The 17,015-nt window shown below is 37.5% G+C and carries 15 protein-coding genes; 11 read left to right on the forward strand and 4 right to left on the reverse strand.

Annotated elements, in window-relative coordinates:
- Positions 1–11 precede the first annotated feature (11 nt).
- On the reverse strand, positions 12–419 hold the full coding sequence (locus Q2U82_RS13985) for a group III truncated hemoglobin (protein ID WP_410005470.1): 408 nt from the start codon (positions 417–419) through the stop codon (positions 12–14).
- Positions 420–421: 2 nt separating this feature from the next.
- The gene (locus Q2U82_RS13990; RefSeq protein ID WP_410005471.1) at positions 422–709 is read right to left on the reverse strand and encodes a hypothetical protein; all 288 of its coding nucleotides are present in this window, start codon (positions 707–709) and stop codon (positions 422–424) included.
- An 80-nt stretch (positions 710–789) separates the two neighbouring features.
- Between Q2U82_RS13990 and Q2U82_RS13995 the strand changes: the two genes are divergently transcribed.
- From Q2U82_RS13995 to Q2U82_RS14035, 9 genes are all read left to right on the forward strand, one after another.
- Complete coding sequence (locus Q2U82_RS13995; RefSeq protein WP_410005472.1) at positions 790–1,377, forward strand: Crp/Fnr family transcriptional regulator; 588 nt, start codon at positions 790–792, stop codon at positions 1,375–1,377.
- Positions 1,378–1,406: 29 nt separating this feature from the next.
- The gene (locus Q2U82_RS14000; RefSeq protein WP_410005473.1) at positions 1,407–2,171 is read left to right on the forward strand and encodes a Rossmann-like and DUF2520 domain-containing protein; all 765 of its coding nucleotides are present in this window, start codon (positions 1,407–1,409) and stop codon (positions 2,169–2,171) included.
- The gene (locus Q2U82_RS14005; protein WP_410005474.1) at positions 2,155–2,688 is read left to right on the forward strand and encodes a KdsC family phosphatase; all 534 of its coding nucleotides are present in this window, start codon (positions 2,155–2,157) and stop codon (positions 2,686–2,688) included. The genes Q2U82_RS14000 and Q2U82_RS14005 overlap by 17 nt, the downstream gene beginning before the upstream one ends.
- Positions 2,689–2,731: 43 nt before the next feature.
- Positions 2,732–3,646 carry a geranylgeranylglycerol-phosphate geranylgeranyltransferase gene (locus Q2U82_RS14010; RefSeq protein WP_410005475.1) on the forward strand — a complete coding sequence of 305 codons (915 nt, stop codon included), beginning with the start codon at positions 2,732–2,734 and terminating at the stop codon, positions 3,644–3,646.
- A gap of 52 nt (positions 3,647–3,698) precedes the next feature.
- Positions 3,699–4,286, forward strand: a complete 588-nt coding sequence (locus Q2U82_RS14015; protein WP_410005476.1) for a Maf family nucleotide pyrophosphatase — start codon at positions 3,699–3,701, stop codon at positions 4,284–4,286.
- 34 nt (positions 4,287–4,320) lie between these two features.
- Positions 4,321–5,256, forward strand: a complete 936-nt coding sequence (locus Q2U82_RS14020) for a septum formation inhibitor Maf (protein ID WP_410005477.1) — start codon at positions 4,321–4,323, stop codon at positions 5,254–5,256.
- 7 nt (positions 5,257–5,263) lie between these two features.
- Positions 5,264–5,827: a mechanosensitive ion channel family protein gene (locus Q2U82_RS14025; RefSeq protein ID WP_410005478.1), complete on the forward strand. Its 564-nt coding sequence runs from the start codon at positions 5,264–5,266 to the stop codon at positions 5,825–5,827.
- Positions 5,828–5,881: 54 nt separating this feature from the next.
- On the forward strand, positions 5,882–8,374 hold the full coding sequence (locus tag Q2U82_RS14030) for a PIG-L family deacetylase (RefSeq protein ID WP_410005479.1): 2,493 nt from the start codon (positions 5,882–5,884) through the stop codon (positions 8,372–8,374).
- Between the two features lie 122 nt (positions 8,375–8,496).
- Positions 8,497–10,200: a sodium:solute symporter family transporter gene (locus Q2U82_RS14035; protein ID WP_410005480.1), complete on the forward strand. Its 1,704-nt coding sequence runs from the start codon at positions 8,497–8,499 to the stop codon at positions 10,198–10,200.
- Positions 10,201–10,272: 72 nt separating this feature from the next.
- Here Q2U82_RS14035 and Q2U82_RS14040 read toward each other — a convergent pair whose 3' ends face one another.
- Positions 10,273–11,316: a WD40/YVTN/BNR-like repeat-containing protein gene (locus Q2U82_RS14040; RefSeq protein ID WP_410005481.1), complete on the reverse strand. Its 1,044-nt coding sequence runs from the start codon at positions 11,314–11,316 to the stop codon at positions 10,273–10,275.
- A gap of 333 nt (positions 11,317–11,649) precedes the next feature.
- On the opposite strand from Q2U82_RS14040, the gene Q2U82_RS14045 reads away from it, so the two are divergent.
- Positions 11,650–12,867 (forward strand): RsmB/NOP family class I SAM-dependent RNA methyltransferase, encoded by a 1,218-nt coding sequence (locus Q2U82_RS14045; protein ID WP_410005482.1) that lies wholly within the window; start codon positions 11,650–11,652, stop codon positions 12,865–12,867.
- A 16-nt stretch (positions 12,868–12,883) separates the two neighbouring features.
- Positions 12,884–13,930: an endonuclease gene (locus tag Q2U82_RS14050; protein WP_410005483.1), complete on the forward strand. Its 1,047-nt coding sequence runs from the start codon at positions 12,884–12,886 to the stop codon at positions 13,928–13,930.
- A 79-nt stretch (positions 13,931–14,009) separates the two neighbouring features.
- On the opposite strand, the gene Q2U82_RS14055 is transcribed toward Q2U82_RS14050, so the two are convergent.
- Positions 14,010–16,928, reverse strand: a complete 2,919-nt coding sequence (locus Q2U82_RS14055; RefSeq protein WP_410005484.1) for a GEVED domain-containing protein — start codon at positions 16,926–16,928, stop codon at positions 14,010–14,012.
- Positions 16,929–17,015: the final 87 nt, after the last annotated feature.

Raw genomic sequence — 17,015 nt, forward strand, 5'->3', positions numbered from 1 at the left:
AAATCTGTTAACTATTGCTCCTTTTGAGCACCTTCATTTCTAGCATTGAAAACGTTCAAGTGAATGAAAGTTCCCATATTTCGAGCGCGGTTTTTTGCAATATTTGCCGTCTCTCCTTCAAAAAGCTCATCAATGGTTTCATGCCAAAGATTAATCCACGTACCGAAATGAAGTTCGTTAATTTTGCCCCCCATCTTTTTATCTACCTCAATGTGGGCGTGCATAGGGTTTCCGAAATATTTTCGTTTAAAGAAAAGATTCGTTTCCCAGAAATCTGTAAGTAGTTCAAGATGGGTTTCCCAGTCGGTAATGATTTTGTTAAAAATAGGCCCCAGAAGTGGTTCCTCCCTAACTTTTGAATAGAATGTATTAACGAGCAAAGACACTTCTTCGCGGGATTCAATTTTCCTTTTCGCCATTTTTATAGCAAAGTTATTAAAATCAACAACATATTTGCTATTATACCAACAAGCAATAACCAAAATGCAAACTTTCTGTTAGAACCGGCAAGCAAAACTGCATTATAGGCCATACAAAGGGAAACACAAATTGTCAGTTCAATCCCAGAGACCAAAGATGTGCCCTGCGCCAAAATAGTCATAACGGCAATAGAACCAATGCAACTGTTCAAAATAATGGTCAACGGAATGTACATGTAAAAATCTTTTTCAAATTCGATTTGCATGGCTTTTATTGATAATGATTTCATAATAATATAGCTTTATTTTTAAGATGGTGTAAATTTACAATCCGAACCATGCTTCATTTTATGAGGCAAATCATAAACCCATGATTTCAGAAATTTTATTGTTGAAATACGGCGCTACTATTGAAAATGTTGATGCTTCCGAGATAATAATCTCAGAAAAAAAACGTGCCGACTTCTATTTTCAGATAAAAATTGGAGAAGTGAAAATGTTCAACTTGAACGAACAGGGAAAAGAATTTGTACAGGGAATTTTTTATGATGGGGAAAGTTTTGGCGAACCACCACTTCTTGGCGATTTTAAATATCCGGCGTCTGCAGTGGCCGTAAAACCAACAGAACTATACAAATTGAGCAAAACAAAATTGTTTGAACTTCTTGTAGATAATCCTGAAGTCAACTTAAAATTTACAAAAGCACTTGCAAAACGTCTTTATTACAAGGCAACAATTCTAAAAGAAATCTCTGTACATCCGCCTGAACACCGCATTCTTGCATTGATAGATTTTTTGAAAAACAAGTATGGCACTGAAGAACTTTTTCAAGTGGAACTGACCCGCCAGCAAATAGCAGATCTAACCGGACAGCGCGTTGAAACTGTTATCCGCGCCATTAAACAGTTGGAACTGGACGGCGAATTAAAACTCATAAAACACAAAGTGTTTCGTTAAAAATTTTAAAAAAACGCTAACTTCGCTAGATGATAAAAGTGATTTTTTTAGGCTTTGGAAACGTAAATAGTCATTTACTGAAAACTTTATATAAAACAAATAAAGTTGTTGTAAAACAGGCCTTTAATAGGAATTTTATTAAGATGATTTCGCCTTTTGAGAATATTCCTTTTACGGATGATATTTCAAAAATTGAAGATGCTGATATTTACATTATCGGGATTCCGGATGACGCTATTTCCAGTTTTTCTGAGTCCCTTTCCTTTCAAAATAAATTAGTGGTTCATACTTCCGGAGGTGCAGCAATGAATGTGCTTTCTTCAAAAAATCGCCGTGGAATCTTTTATCCACTTCAAACCTTTTCAAAACATCGAGAAGTGGATTTTAAAAATATTCCAATCTGCATTGAAGCTGAAAATTCAAAAGATTTGGAAATCCTGCACAGCTTAGGTAGATTAATCTCTGAAAATGTAGTTGAAATTTCCTCAGAAAAAAGAGCAAAACTGCATCTGGCAGCGGTGTTTGTGAATAATTTCGTCAATCACTTATACGAAATTGGCAGTGAGATTTTAAAAGACGAGGATTTGCCGTTTGAAATGCTAAAACCGCTTATCGCTGAAACTGCTTCAAAAATTGAATCGCTTTCGCCCAAAAATGCACAAACGGGCCCTGCAAGACGAAATGATAAAAAGACCATTGAAAAACATTTACATTTGTTGGAAGGAAGCCCTTACAAAAAAATCTATGAGCTGTTTACAGAGCAATTAAACCATAACTATGGAAAAGAGCTATAAAGAATATTTAAAAAACATAACGACCTTCATTTTTGATGTGGACGGCGTGTTAACAGATGGAACAATTCAAGTGAACACCCAGGGTGAAATGTTCCGAACGATGAACATAAAAGACGGCTACGGATTGAAAACCGCTGTTGACCAAGGTTTTAATGTATGTGTTATCTCTGGAGGTTCCAATGAAGGAGTACGTGTTCGACTGCAAAATTTGGGGATTAAAGACATTTTTTTGGGTACGCACCACAAGACCAAAATCCTGGAAGATTATCTAGAAACAAATAACCTAAAACGCGAAAACATACTGTATATGGGTGACGATTTACCCGATTTTGAAATCATGCGGGAAGTTGGTCTTCCCACCTGCCCTCAGGATGCCGTGCAGGAAATTAAGGCAATCTCAAAATACGTGTCACATAAAAAAGGAGGCAAAGGCTGCGTTCGCGATGTGATAGAACAAGTATTGAAAGTACAGGGAAAGTGGATGGCAACAGAGGGATTGAGCGCTAAATATGATTAGGAAAATGAAATCGAAATCGAAACTATAAACCCGATCTTGAATCTTGAATTACTTAAAACTCATCAGATATCAAAACCTGCTCTTTATAGCCTTGGCGCAGGTATTTTTAAAATACGGTCTTTTCCAACCTTTCGGGGCAGAAACCACTCTTAATTCCTTCACCTTTACATTGCTTATTTTGGCTACACTTTGCATAGCTGCCGCAGGAAACATCATCAATGATATTTATGATGTGGAAATTGACAGAATCAACAAACCGAATAAAGTTTTGATCGGTAAAAAGATTTCAGAACGTAGCGCAAATCGTCTTTTTATAATTCTTAATGTAATTGGTGTTTCCATAGGCTTTTTTCTTGCCAACAGCATCGGCAAACCTAGTTTTGCTGCACTATTCATTGTTTTTTCGGCCTTGCTCTATTTATACGCTTCCTATTTAAAAGGGATGCTGCTCATTGGGAACATCTTGGTTTCCGCTTTAGTAGCGGCAAGTTTAATAATTGTGGCGCTTTTTGATTTGTTTCCGGCAATTACATCACAAAACCAAATCCAACAATCTGTAGTTTTCAAACTTGTTTTGCATTATGCAATGTTTGCATTTTCCATAAATTTAATTCGTGAAATTGTAAAAGACCTACAAGACATAAACGGCGATAAAAAAGGTGGAATGAATACTTTAGCTATCGCGCTAGGTAGAAAAAGGACAATTACCATAGTATTTGTTTTGGGCGTTTTTATGGTTTTAGGAGTTGTGCTTTATATGTATGAGTATTTATACAACAAGCAGGTTTTATTGCTGTATTTTCTTTTCGGTATTGTTGCTCCGCTGCTCTATTTTTGTATAAAATCATGGGATGCTGGCACATTAAGGGAATACGCGTTTCTTTCAAAACTTTTAAAAATGATAATGTTTTTGGGCATATGCTCCATTCCGCTCTATCAATTTGTAATTTTGAAATAATACACTCAAAACTTGAACTCGAAATCTGAACTTATAACTTGAAACCTCAAAGATGCTTCGCGAAAAATTAAAAGACTATAATATTATTCTCGCTTCGGGTTCACCGCGAAGACAAGCATTTTTTAAGGAGTTAGATTTGGATTATACAATTCATGTTAAAGAAGTTGAAGAAACATATCCTCCTGCATTAAACCATTCGGAAATAACAGATTATCTGTCCCAACTTAAAGCTTCAGTTTTTAATGATTTAAACAATAATGACATTCTAATAACAAGTGACACTATTGTTTGGTTAAACAAAAAAGCTCTTGGAAAACCAAAGGATTTTAATGAAGCCAAGACGATGCTTCAAGATTTGAGCGGTGAAATGCACGAGGTTATCACTTCAGTGAGTTTTACTTCAAAAGAATTTCAGATAACTGTAAACGATGTTACAAAAGTTTGGTTTAAACCACTTTCTGAAGAAGAAATTGATTTCTACATCAAAAACTACAAACCCTTTGATAAAGCAGGAAGCTATGGCATTCAGGAATGGATTGGGTACATTGGCATTGACAAAATTGAAGGTTGCTATTTTAATGTAATGGGGTTGCCAACGCGACTTGTTTATAAAACGTTAACCCAGATTGCCAACCGTTGAATTTGTGCTATTTTTGAGCAAAATTCTTCGAATAATGAACTTTTTCAAACTTTTTCCTCTTTTCGTTATTTTAACCGTGTTGAACAGTTGCAATTCTTCCGAAGAAAATAGTGGTTCATTAAAGATTTCAACTAAAAAAGAAGCGTCTAAAACTGCGACACCAAGAACTGTTTCAAAAGAATTTAAAGATTATTGGTACGACGGTACAGCTGAAATCACTTCATACAGTTTAATGCAGGAACGTTACGGCGAAATTCGTGAGGGAACGGCTGTAAACATCTTCGTTTCTGAAGATTTTTTACCAGACGTTCAAGTAAAAGCGAACAGTTCTTCCAAGGAAAATATTTCAGTTTTGAAGTTAAACCAAATGAAGAATTTCAATACTGGCATTTATCCGTATTCAATAATGACAAGCACCTTCAGCCCTATTTCTGAAAAAGAGCATCCGCTAAAAGTTACAAACAGTGTGCAGGAATGGTGTGGCCAGGTCTATATGCAGCTTAACAATCGCGGGGATTTTGAAATAGAAAGTCACTCCTATTTTCAAGGCGAAGCTGACCAAAAGTTTTCATTAACAAAAACCTGGTTGGAAAATGAATTCTGGAACCTTATCCGGATCAATCCCGAAGAATTACCCACTGGTGACCTTATGATTGTCCCTTCTTTTGAATATTTCCGGCTTCGGCACAAAGAAGTCAAAGAACACAATGCTTTTGCCAGTCTAAAACAGGGGGATTCTATAAGCATTTACACTTTAAATTATCCAGACTTACAGCGCCAGTTGATGCTTTTCTTTCACAGTAATTTTCCATATGAAATTGAAAAATGGGAAGAAGTAAACGCTGCAGGCCAAAACGATACCCTGCGATTGAAAACAACAGCTACAAAGCTGAAAAGAATAAAAAGCGATTATTGGAGCAAAAATGGTAATGAACATCTAAACCTGCGCGATTCGCTTAAATTAAAATAATATTGAAATGATAAATCTAAAAGAATATTACCCAGAATTGATTGAATCTGCTATACTCATCGTGGTTTTAATTTTTCTGAGATTGATTCTGAAAAAAACCGTGCGCAATTTTGCTAAAAAAATTGAGCGTTTGGAACACCGTACAGGTTTGATTATGAAGCACGTAGATTTTGTGGCTTTCTTTTTATTTGTTTTAGGCCTTACAATGATTTGGGGCGTTGATTTCAGAAATTTAGGACTTGTAATGTCATCTGTTTTTGCTGTTATCGGGATTGCACTATTTGCACAATGGTCCATACTAAGCAATGTGACCAGTGGTATAATTATGTTTTTTACATTCCCATATAAAATTGGTGATTACATAAAAATCCACGATAAAGAAATGCCCTGTGAAGGTATTATTGAAGACATCAAAACGTTTCATATAATTCTTCACACCACTAATAATGAAATAGTTACATATCCTAACAGTATGATGCTTCAAAAAGGTGTAAGCATCATTAAACCTGAAGAGTTTTACGAACAGCAACAAGAACTTGATAAAAATAAGGAAGAACTGCCACACGAATAATTTTCACAAATAAGTATCTTTGAAGGGTTTCGAATAAATCAGCACTATAATTTTATGCATAAACAATTTTTTTACAGACTTCTATTTTTGTTTTTCACAATAGTTGCTACAGCTCAAGCTCCTAAAAAACCTACTGCTTCCGAAATATATCACGACCTTCAAAAATTAAATTTTGTTGGTTCAGCCTTATTCATCGCTGCACATCCAGATGATGAAAACACACGGCTCATTTCCTATTTGGTAAATGATGTACACGCAAACACAGCCTATCTTTCCATAACGAGAGGAGACGGTGGCCAAAACCTAATTGGCCCTGAACTTCGTGAACTTTTGGGTGTAATCCGTACTCAGGAACTTGTGGCAGCACGAAAAACCGATGGCGGACAACAGTTTTTTACCCGTGCCAACGATTTCGGTTACAGTAAAAATCCAGATGAAACCTTTGAGTTTTGGACAAAAGATGATGTGCTTAGCGATGTGGTGATGACAATCCGAAAATTTAAGCCCGATATTATCGTAAATCGCTTTGACCACCGCAGCCCAGGAAGTACTCACGGTCATCACACCGCTTCTGCAATGCTGAGCGTGGAAGCTTTTGATATGGTTGACAATGCTTCAAAATACCCAGAATCTGCTTCGGAATACGGTGTTTGGAAGCCACAACGTTTATTTTTCAATACTTCATGGTGGTTCTATGGAAGCCAGGAAAAATTTGAAAAAGCTGATAAAACAAAGCTCGTTTCGGTTGAAACTGGTAACTACTTCCCGGCCCTTGGTTTATCTAATGGTGAAATAGCTTCCTTAAGCCGCAGCATGCACAAATCGCAAGGCTTTGGCAGTACGGGCTCCCGTGGAACCGAAACTGAATATTTGGAATTGTTAAAAGGTAGCAAACCAACGGATAACAATCTTTTTGATGGTATAAACACCAACTGGTCGCGATTTGAAGGTGGAAATGAAATCGGAGCTATTTTAAATCCTTTGGAAGGAAATTTCAACTTTAAGAATCCTTCGGAAATGCTTCCACAATTGCTGAAAGCCTATCCCCTAGTTTCGAGTTTGAAGGATGCACATTGGCGAAACATTAAGCTTGAACAACTGAAGCAATTGATTCTAGATTGCGGTGGAATTTTTATTGAAGCCGCTTCCGAAGCAAATTCGGTTAATCCGGGTGAAAATTTTAAAGTTAGTATTGAAGCCATCAACCGCGGGAAAAATAATGTGGTTTTACAGTCAGTAAAAAATTCAGAAGGAAAAACTCTTTGGGATACCCCTGAAATACTTCCATTCAATGACAAGAGAAACATTGAAATAACCGTTAATTCCGCAAAACAAAATCCGCCATACTCTTCTCCATATTGGTTGAATGAAAAGGGAACGGTTGGAATGTATGTGGCGCCCAAAGAACTGATTGGACTTCCTGAAACTCCAGTTTTAGAAAAAGTAGTTTTTGAACTTCAATTTGGAAATACAATCATTCCTTTCACAAAGAATATCGTTTATAAATTCAACGACCCCGTAAAAGGCGAAGTCTATCGTCCGTTGGAAGTATTGCCAGAAGTAACCGCTTCCATCCCAGAGAAAGTTTTGATTTTCGCAAGTGATGAAACTGAAATTGTTTCGGTAATTGTTCAAGCAGGAAAAGATAGCATATCAGGAAATGTGAGCCTACAGCACCCTGAAGGCTGGAAGGTAACGCCAGAGCAGCAAACATTTCAACTTGAAAGAAAAGGTGAAACAAAAACCTTCAACTATGCAGTAACGCCACCAAACGGGCAAAGCGAAGGTTATTTAAAAAGTGTTGTGAATGCTGAAGGAAAAAGTTTTGATAAAGAATTAGTCACCATTGATTACGAACATATTCCATATCAAAGTGTTTTGTTGCCTTCGGAAGCGAAAATTGCAAAGATTGCCATTCAGAAAAAAGGACAGAATATTGGTTATATAAACGGTGCGGGCGATGCCATTCCTGAAAGTTTAAAGCAGATTGGTTATTCCGTTACTACGATTGATCCTTCAAATATTTCAGCAGAAAATCTTCAGCGTTTTGATGCAATTGTTGTTGGAATTCGTGCATATAACACCGTTCCCGAACTTGCTTTTGCGCAAACTGCCTTGAATAAATATGTTGAAAACGGCGGAACAATGATTGTGCAATACAATACAAACAGGGGTTTGGTGACTGAAAATTTTGCGCCTTATAAATTAAAACTTTCGCGCGACCGTGTTACAGATGAATTTTCTGAAGTAAAAATACTAGCTCCTGAAAATCCACTTTTAAATTCACCCAATAAAATTACCCAGCAAGACTTTGAAGGTTGGGTGCAGGAACGCGGTTTATATTTCCCTGATGAATGGGCTAAAGAGTTTACACCAATACTGGGAATGCACGACAAAGGTGAAGCCCAAACAAAAGGCTCACTTCTTGTGGCCAAATACGGAAAAGGATATTATATTTATACAGGATTGAGCTTTTTCCGTGAACTACCAGCAGGTGTCCCCGGAGCATACAGATTGTTTGCCAATATGCTTTCAATCGGAAAATAATTCTAAAAAAAGTGACCGAAGAAAAACAAAAATTCGTCTGGAAATGGAGCTATACAATAGTGCTCCTATTTAATGCTGTTTATATCTATCTGTTTTATTTATTAATGCAAAACTTCGCCTAAATGCAGCAGATTGATTGGATTGTATTAATTGGAACCCTTCTTTTTATAGTGCTTTACGGTACCTGGAAATCACGTCAGCAAAAAGATGTGGGCGATTATCTAAAAGGCGGAAGCACCGCACATTGGTGGACCATTGGGCTAAGTGTAATGGCTACACAAGCCAGTGCCATTACCTTTCTTTCCACACCCGGACAGGCTTTTCACGACGGGATGGGTTTTGTGCAATTTTACTTTGGATTGCCAATTGCAATGGTTGTAATCTGTTTGGTTTTTATTCCGATCTATCATAAACTCAATGTTTACACTGCCTACGAATATCTTGAAAGTCGTTTTGATAAAAAAACACGAACACTTACCGCAATCCTATTTTTAATACAACGTGGTCTTGCTTGTGGAATTACCATTTTTGCACCTTCCATAATACTTTCGGCTGTACTTGGCTGGAATTTAATTTATTTGAATATCATCATTGGCGTGCTTGTAATTATTTACACAGTAAGTGGCGGTACAAAAGCTGTGAGCGTTACCCAAAAGCAACAAATGGCAGTTATTTTCTTTGGAATGTTGATTGCCTTTCTTTTAATTCTTAATTATCTACCGCTGGATATATCTTTTTCCAAAGCCCTTGAAATTGCTGGCGCCAATGGCAAAATGGATATTCTTGATTTTTCATTCGATTTTGATAATAGATATACCTTTTGGAGTGGAATTATCGGTGGAACTTTTTTGGCTCTTTCCTATTTTGGAACAGATCAAAGTCAGGTGCAACGCTATCTTTCCGGTAGAACTGTGAAACAAAGTCAGATGGGTTTGATAATGAACGGGCTGTTAAAAGTACCGATGCAGTTCTTTATTTTGTTGGTGGGAATTATGGTTTTCGTTTTTTATCAGTTTAACAGCTCCCCGCTTCACTTTAACCCTTCTGCTATTAAAGATGTTCAGAAATCTGAATATGCAGGCGAATACAAAGCTTTGGAAGTGAAAAAAGAAGCTCTTGACAAAAAATTGGCAGCAACCCAAATAAGTTATTCTAAAGCTGAAAGTGAATTAGAAAAGCAAAATTATATTTCAGAAATCAAAGAACTTAACACTTCTGAAAACCAATTGCGTGAACAATCTGTTTCGCTAATTAAAAAGGCAAATCCAAGTGCGGAAACCAACGATAAGGACTATGTTTTTATACATTTTATTCTTAACAATCTTCCACGTGGTTTGATTGGTTTGCTTTTGGCGGTAATTTTAAGTGCCGCAATGTCTTCAACCGCTTCAGAATTGAATGCGTTGGGCAGCACAACAACCATTGACCTTTACAAAAGAAACGTGCCGGGAAAAAGAGAAAAACACTATGTGGCAGCTTCGCGCGGATTCACACTTTTGTGGGGGATTATTGCCATTTTGGTGGCTTGTACGGCAAATTTATTCGATAACCTGATACAGCTTGTAAACATTATCGGTTCTATTTTCTACGGAAATGTTTTGGGAATATTTCTACTTGCGTTTTTTATAAAATTCGTGCGCAGCAAAGCTGTCTTTATCGCTGCTCTCATTACACAAGTAATCATTATCTATTTCTGGTATATTGACCTGATGCCCTATCTATGGCTGAATTTAGTGGGTTGTGCCATTGTAATGGGAATTGCGGTTATGCTTCAAGTTTTATTACCGAAAAACAACAATCCTGAAAAAATAATTTCTGAAGAATAATTATCCTGCACGTTTGAGAATAGTTGAAAACTGTTAATAGGCCTCGACTGCCCAATCAACCAGATATACCAACTATTTCCTAAAAGACAATTTCGAAATTCTATTATTACCCGAAGCAAAAGCAACGCTATCATTTACAAATTCAACAGCGAAAAAACCTTCTTTTGAAAGTTCTTTCCAGTTTTTTCCACCATCGCCACTAAAGGAAATTCCGGGCGAGCCAACGGCAACAATCCCCTGCCCTTGCGTTCCCGGAACAAATTTCACAGAGGAACGATAACCAGGTTCCTTGCCATTCGCAATGAGCTTCCAAGTTTTTCCACCGTCTTTCGTCATGGCTTTGTTGCCTTCGTTAAAAGGTTTGTCTTCCCAATTTCCGCCAAAAATAATCCCGTTGGTTTCATCTAAAAAATCAATACTGAAAATACCTGTCATTGCTTTGCCTTGAACGATTGGCGTGTCATAAATCTCCCAAGTAATTCCTTTATCTGCAGTGTGCATTACTCGCGATTTTCTTCCGCCTGTTGCTACCCAAGCATTATCGCCAAAGATTGCAATGTTACTATTGCTTGCTGCAAAGGCCGCTTCCCCATTTTCCACTTTTGGAAGGTTTTCACAGCGCATTTTTTTCCATGTATTTCCACCATCGCGGGTTATTATTATCGACATGCAATTTTCAACAGGGTCACCAATGGCAATGCCTTCGTTTTCATTCCAAAATTTCATGGAATCGTAGAAAACATTATCGCCTTTTTCGTTATAAACTTCTTCAATATTAGTGGCTTCGGTACCGTTGAAACCTATTTTATACAATACCGCTGGATTGGAAATACTCAACACAAAAACCGCTTCTTTTGTAGTCGCAATGGAACGAAAATGAAGTAACGAATCCCCATATTTTATTATAGCAAGTTTCGGCGTATCACCATCAATCAAGCCCACTTTTCCTTTATCTGCGGCAAACCAAACCCTGTTTTCATCCAAAGGTTGCATGGCGCGAATACTCAAACTATCTATAAAAACGGGGGTTATTTCAACTGAACTAAATTCAATTTCAGTTTTCTCCTCACAGGAAATGAGCGATAAGGCAGTAAACAGTATGAGAATAAAACGCATAGATTCAATTTTTTGTCAAAAGTAACAATTATAAAATTCCAAATAACATATTCCGTATTTCGTAATTCATAATTCGTAATTCGTAAATCGTATTTCGTATTTCGTATTTCGTATTTCGTATTTCGTATTTCGAATTTCGTATTTCGTAAATCGTATTTCGTACTTCGTAAATCGCATTTCGTATTTCGTATTTCGTATTTCGTATTTCGTATTTCGTATTTCGTATTTCGTAAATCGTATTTCGTAAATCGTATTTCGTATTTCGTATTTCGTATTTCGTATTTCAAAAATCTAACTTTAAAAAGATACCTTTGCAACCGCAAAACGCAGAAAATGAAACTACACAGAAATTTAGTATTCGCAACGATAGACTCCCTTGACTTAATTTTTAACGAAAACAAGCAAGCTGATAAAGTACTTAAAAACACATTGAAACGCGACAAACGCTGGGGTGCGCGTGATAGGGGCTTTATTGCTGAAACCACTTATGACATTGTGCGCTGGAAGCGATTGTACTCAGAGATTGCCGAAGTACGCGAGCCATTTGACCGTCCCAATCTTTTCAGATTATTTACTGTTTGGGCAACATTAAACGGAATAGCCATTCCAGAATGGAAACAATTTGAAGACACTCCAACCCGAAGAATTAAAGGGAAATTTGACGAACTATCAAAAATAAGAAAGTATCGCGAATCAATCCCTGATTGGCTGGATGAATTGGGGCAGAAGGAATTGGGAAAAAAATGGGACAAGGAAATTGCAGCATTAAATGAACAGGCCGATGTAGTTTTACGTGTCAATACCCTGAAAACTACGGTTGAAAAATTGCAGAATGAATTAGCAGATTTAGAGATTGAAACAGAACTCTTAAAAGGGTATCCCGATGCTTTGAAGTTAAAAGAGCGCGCAAATGTTTTTACGACTGATGCTTTTAAAAATGGACTGTTTGAGGTGCAAGATGCCTCTTCACAAAAAGTTGCTGAAATACTTGATGCAAAACCAGGAATGCGTGTGATAGATGCTTGCGCAGGAGCTGGCGGAAAAAGTCTTCACATTGCTACAATGATGCAAAACAAAGGCCAATTGATTGCAATGGATATTTATGAAAACAAGTTAAACGAGCTGAAACGCCGCGCCCGTAGAAACGATATTTTCAATATTGAAACACGTGTAATAGATTCAACAAAAGTTATAAAGAAGCTAATCGATAAAGCCGATAAAGTCTTGATTGATGCGCCTTGCTCTGGCTTGGGCGTTTTAAAAAGAAACCCTGATGCAAAGTGGAAACTGCAACCTGAGTTTATGGATAAAATTCGCGCCACACAAAAAGATCTTTTAGACAGTTATTCACGAATGGTAAAACCTGGTGGACAAATGGTTTATGCCACTTGCTCTATTCTTCCCTCGGAAAACGAAATGCAGGTGAAAGCTTTCTTAAGTCGTGAAGAAGGAAAAGATTTCACACTGTTAAATGAAGAAAAAATAATGCCAAGCAAAAGCGGATTTGATGGATTTTATATTTCTTTGCTTCAGAAAAAGAATAAAGATTAAATACAAAATTAGATTTATGAAAAAATTATTTACCCTACTTTTTTTAATCGGTTTACAAGCCGTTTTCGCACAACAACCCTATTATGATGATGTAAATCTTAACCTTACTGGGCAAGACCTTTATTTTGCATTACAACAAAAAATTGAAATTGCGAGCAATTCCTTTGATTATGGAGATACTAAGGAATCCATGAAAATAACGGATGAAGATCCTACAAACAACAGCAATGTTCTTTTATTATACGGTTACAACGATACCGACGGAAGCTGTACTACGGATAGAACCCGAAGCAAAGGTGCTTTTGGCGGCGGAAATTGTGAATACAATCGTGAGCATACCTTTGCCCGCTCTAACGCAAATCCACCAATGGGTGATGTTAACAACGGTTCTACTGGAATATTAGCAGATCCACAAAACATTCGCCCTACCGATCAAAAAATGAACGGGAACAGAGGCAACAAGAAGTTTGCTGCTGGTTCTGGCCATGCAGATTATGTGGGAAGTGGAGACTGGTATCCCGGTGACGAATGGAAAGGCGATGTTGCCCGTATAATGATGTATATGTACACACGTTATGGAGACCGCTGCTTACCTTCTTTAAATGGCTCCGGACCTTTACAAGGCTCAACAGATATGCTTCAGGTTTACCTTCAATGGAATGCTGAAGACCCTGTTACCGATTTTGAAGACCAACGAAATCCTTATTTGGAAACCGCTTACGGAAACCGCAATCCATTTATTGACAACCCATATTTGGCTACCCTAATTTGGGGAGGCCCAATAGCCGAAGACCGTTGGGGACTTATTGGCGTTGAAGAATTTATTGAAGATAACATTTCTGTTTATCCAAATCCAACCTCTGAAGTTGTTTGGGTAAGCGACAATACTTCTTTTCCGGTTGAAAGTTATTCGGTTTATGACATTTCAGGTAGAAAAGTGATGCACAATACATTTAACACAACTGAGAAGAAAGTAAATATTTCAAATCTTAACAGTGGAATTTACCTTATAGAACTCGTTTCTTCGGAAAAAAGAATCACTAAAAAAATTGTGATTCAGTAAATAAAAGAATTTTTAGAATGCAAAAAGAGCGGACAAACACCCGCTCTTTTTTTATTTCAGATAATATATCAGTCAAAGATTATTCAACAATAATCCTTCCTGTTTTAAATGATTTGGTGTTTGTACCACCTACTTTCACAATATAAACTCCACTTGCCGCTTCACTCATATCGAGTCTGGCTTTATACGAATCGCCTAATTTGTTAATCATTTTTACTTTAAGCTGTTGGCCTAAAATATTGTAAATTGCCAGATAAGTGGCGCCCTCATAAGCTGTTGTAAGTGAGACTTCATACTGTTTGTTTCCTTCGGTAGTGATTATTAAATTACCATTTCTAACGGAAAAATCATCAACACCAAGGGTGCCAATATTTGCTGTGTAATCTTCTGTTTCTCCATAAGTTGTTTCTTCACAGGCATCATTTGGCACAGGGCCATTCCAATTAGTTTTGGCTCGCATACGGTGTGGTCCAATTGCAGCTCCTGCTGGAACTACCAAATCCATAGTCACTGTATATGTTCCCGAACCTTGTCCAGACGCAATCTCTACATTATTTACAACTACCTCATTCGCAGTGAAATTATAATCATCATTAAAATCAATCCAAACTTTTACGAATTGATCCCCGTAATTAGTTGTTACTGTAAGATCATTCGTGCTGCCAGGTGCTAAATTTGCTATTAGGTTCGTAAAATCACCATAACCTTCGCAACTTGATGGATTGTTAATTTCTGCTACTGAAAACAATCTGAAGCCATCTCCAAGGGAACAATCACTTGTTGGCTGGCATAAAATATTTTCAATTACTGTGGAAACCGAATCATTAGATGCATTAGCATCTCCTCCCAAGGAAGTTGAAACTGTTACATTATATGTTCCCAAAGCAGAAAAATCTGCAGTTTGGGTAAAACTATAGGTCATTTCCTGCTCTGAAGCTATAGGTCCAGCAAATGTTTCAACCACGGGCGTACCGCCATCAATTACATATTGTACGTTAAAATTTGACTGTGAAGCAGCTCCAAAGTTTTTAATTGTTGCAGTAATAGTTTCATTACCCAAGCCTGATCCAGAAACTGGTGCGGTAATTTCAATTGCGCCTACGTCATTCGCCAAAAGATTAGTAACGTTCGTTGTAAAAGGATCGTTTGCTGGAAATTCATCTCCGGCTAAATTAGTTCTCACTTCAATAGAATACGTTTGCCCAGAAGTAGATAAATCAACCGTTTGTGCAAATGTATAAGTAGCAGTTGAACCAGCTGTAATAGTACCGGCAAAACTTTCAGAAGCCACCAAATTTCCATCCACACGAAGTTCCAAAGGAATATTGCTTTGAGAGTCGGTTCCAAAATTTCTTATGCTCACCTCAACAGTTTCGGCATTCGTCAACAGACCATTTACAGGTTGAATCAAGGCATTAACCCCAACATCTTTTGCAAATCCGCCAGAAAGCGTGAAAGCTGCAATCTGCGTTCTCCAGTTATTATTGGAAGAGAAATATTCCGCAGTATGCCAAAAGGTGAAATTATCAGGATCCATAGTAAGGTGTGAATAATCCCCAAATCTGTTTGAGAATGTTTGAACACCAGCACCGGGAATTATCTCGGTTTCAGCAACGGTCATTTGTCCTAAAGGGTCACCATCAAAACGTCCGGTATAGCGAATGGAAGCCTTAAGTGACCCACTGGCAACATTAAACGCCAAACCTATATTTCCTGCAGCATCCATTCCGGCGCTTCCCATAAAACGGCTAAGCCCATCAGCAGGTGCGTATGTTCCTTCTTGAAATATAGACCAGGGATTAGAAGCATCGTTTCGCAATTCTATCCATCGAATACCCGAAGTATCATTATTGTCAATATCTGTATTGAAAGTTATAACCCAACTATTGTGGTCTGCAAAACTGCGGTAGTTGGCTGCATAGGAAATTACACCGCCAATCATATCAATTTTTTGATCAGTTCCAGGTTGCGCAACATCCCCAGTGCCAAATGGCGCAAACACAGAGTTAAATGGATCTGTTGGAATTTCCAAAGGTGCAGAAATGGTTGAATTTGAGGTATTGTTCCAATCTAAATCAATTTCCCAAACTTTCAAATGGTCAAAGCTCACGCCCGACCATCCGTCGTCTTGAAGATAGGTAACATAACCAGGCGCATTTGCTGGAAAGTTAGTTCCCAAAAGATTTGCAGGTTCAGGGCTTAAAACGGTGTTTGTGTTTTGGGTGCTTCCAGGAAGTGGAAATCCAACAATTTTTGGACTTGCGCCACCAGCGAGCATTACATCTCTTTCTACCGCATAAACTTTATTGGTCGTGCCTATGTTTGCAGTGAGATAATAGGCATCGTGCCAAACACTGTAATGTGGATAATCTGGAAAACTTCCGAAAGTATATTGATATACGTTATAAGCTCCCGTTGGATCACCCGTTTCAGAAACACCAATTGCTAACGAATTTCCTAAAGAACCAAATTCACTTACAAACCAGCGGTCTGCAAGTTGGTCATACATAACTATTGGGTCTCCAGAATTTGAACCAATACCCAAGAAAGTTCCCAACGCCACAGGACCAACCAAAAGTGTTCCTGTTTTGCTGAAAATTTTCACAATAGAGTTTACAGAATGCACATAATGGTTTGGTCCTGCAGCACCAGTTGGATCTGGTGGGGTAAACCCTGATTCTGAAGAGGATGCTCCTATAAAGTTCTGTTCAATTGCACGCGTTCGTATTTCACCAAAACTTCTTTGAACATTTGGATCAATTCCATTAGGCAATGCATCTGCATTTACCTGCGGATTATAGCGGGACCTGTTGGACACCACTTTAATTTCTTTAATAGTTTGATCGTGATTTTCTTCTTGAACAGCATATTCACGTAAAGGAATAGTTTTTCCTATAAAAGTTCCGACGATAACCTCATCTGGCGGAAAAACTTGTTGGGCATTAACCCCAATACCAAATAGTAGAGCGGTTGCAAATAGTAGTTTTTTGAATTTCATGGTTTGTTTTTTAATTTTAAAGTAGGAAAGGTAACAGAAAAATTTTAGATTTTTTTAACTGTAAATCATTATTTTAAAGGATATTAT

The organism is Aequorivita nionensis (genome assembly GCF_046352995.1).
GTDB lineage: Bacteria > Bacteroidota > Bacteroidia > Flavobacteriales > Flavobacteriaceae > Aequorivita > Aequorivita nionensis.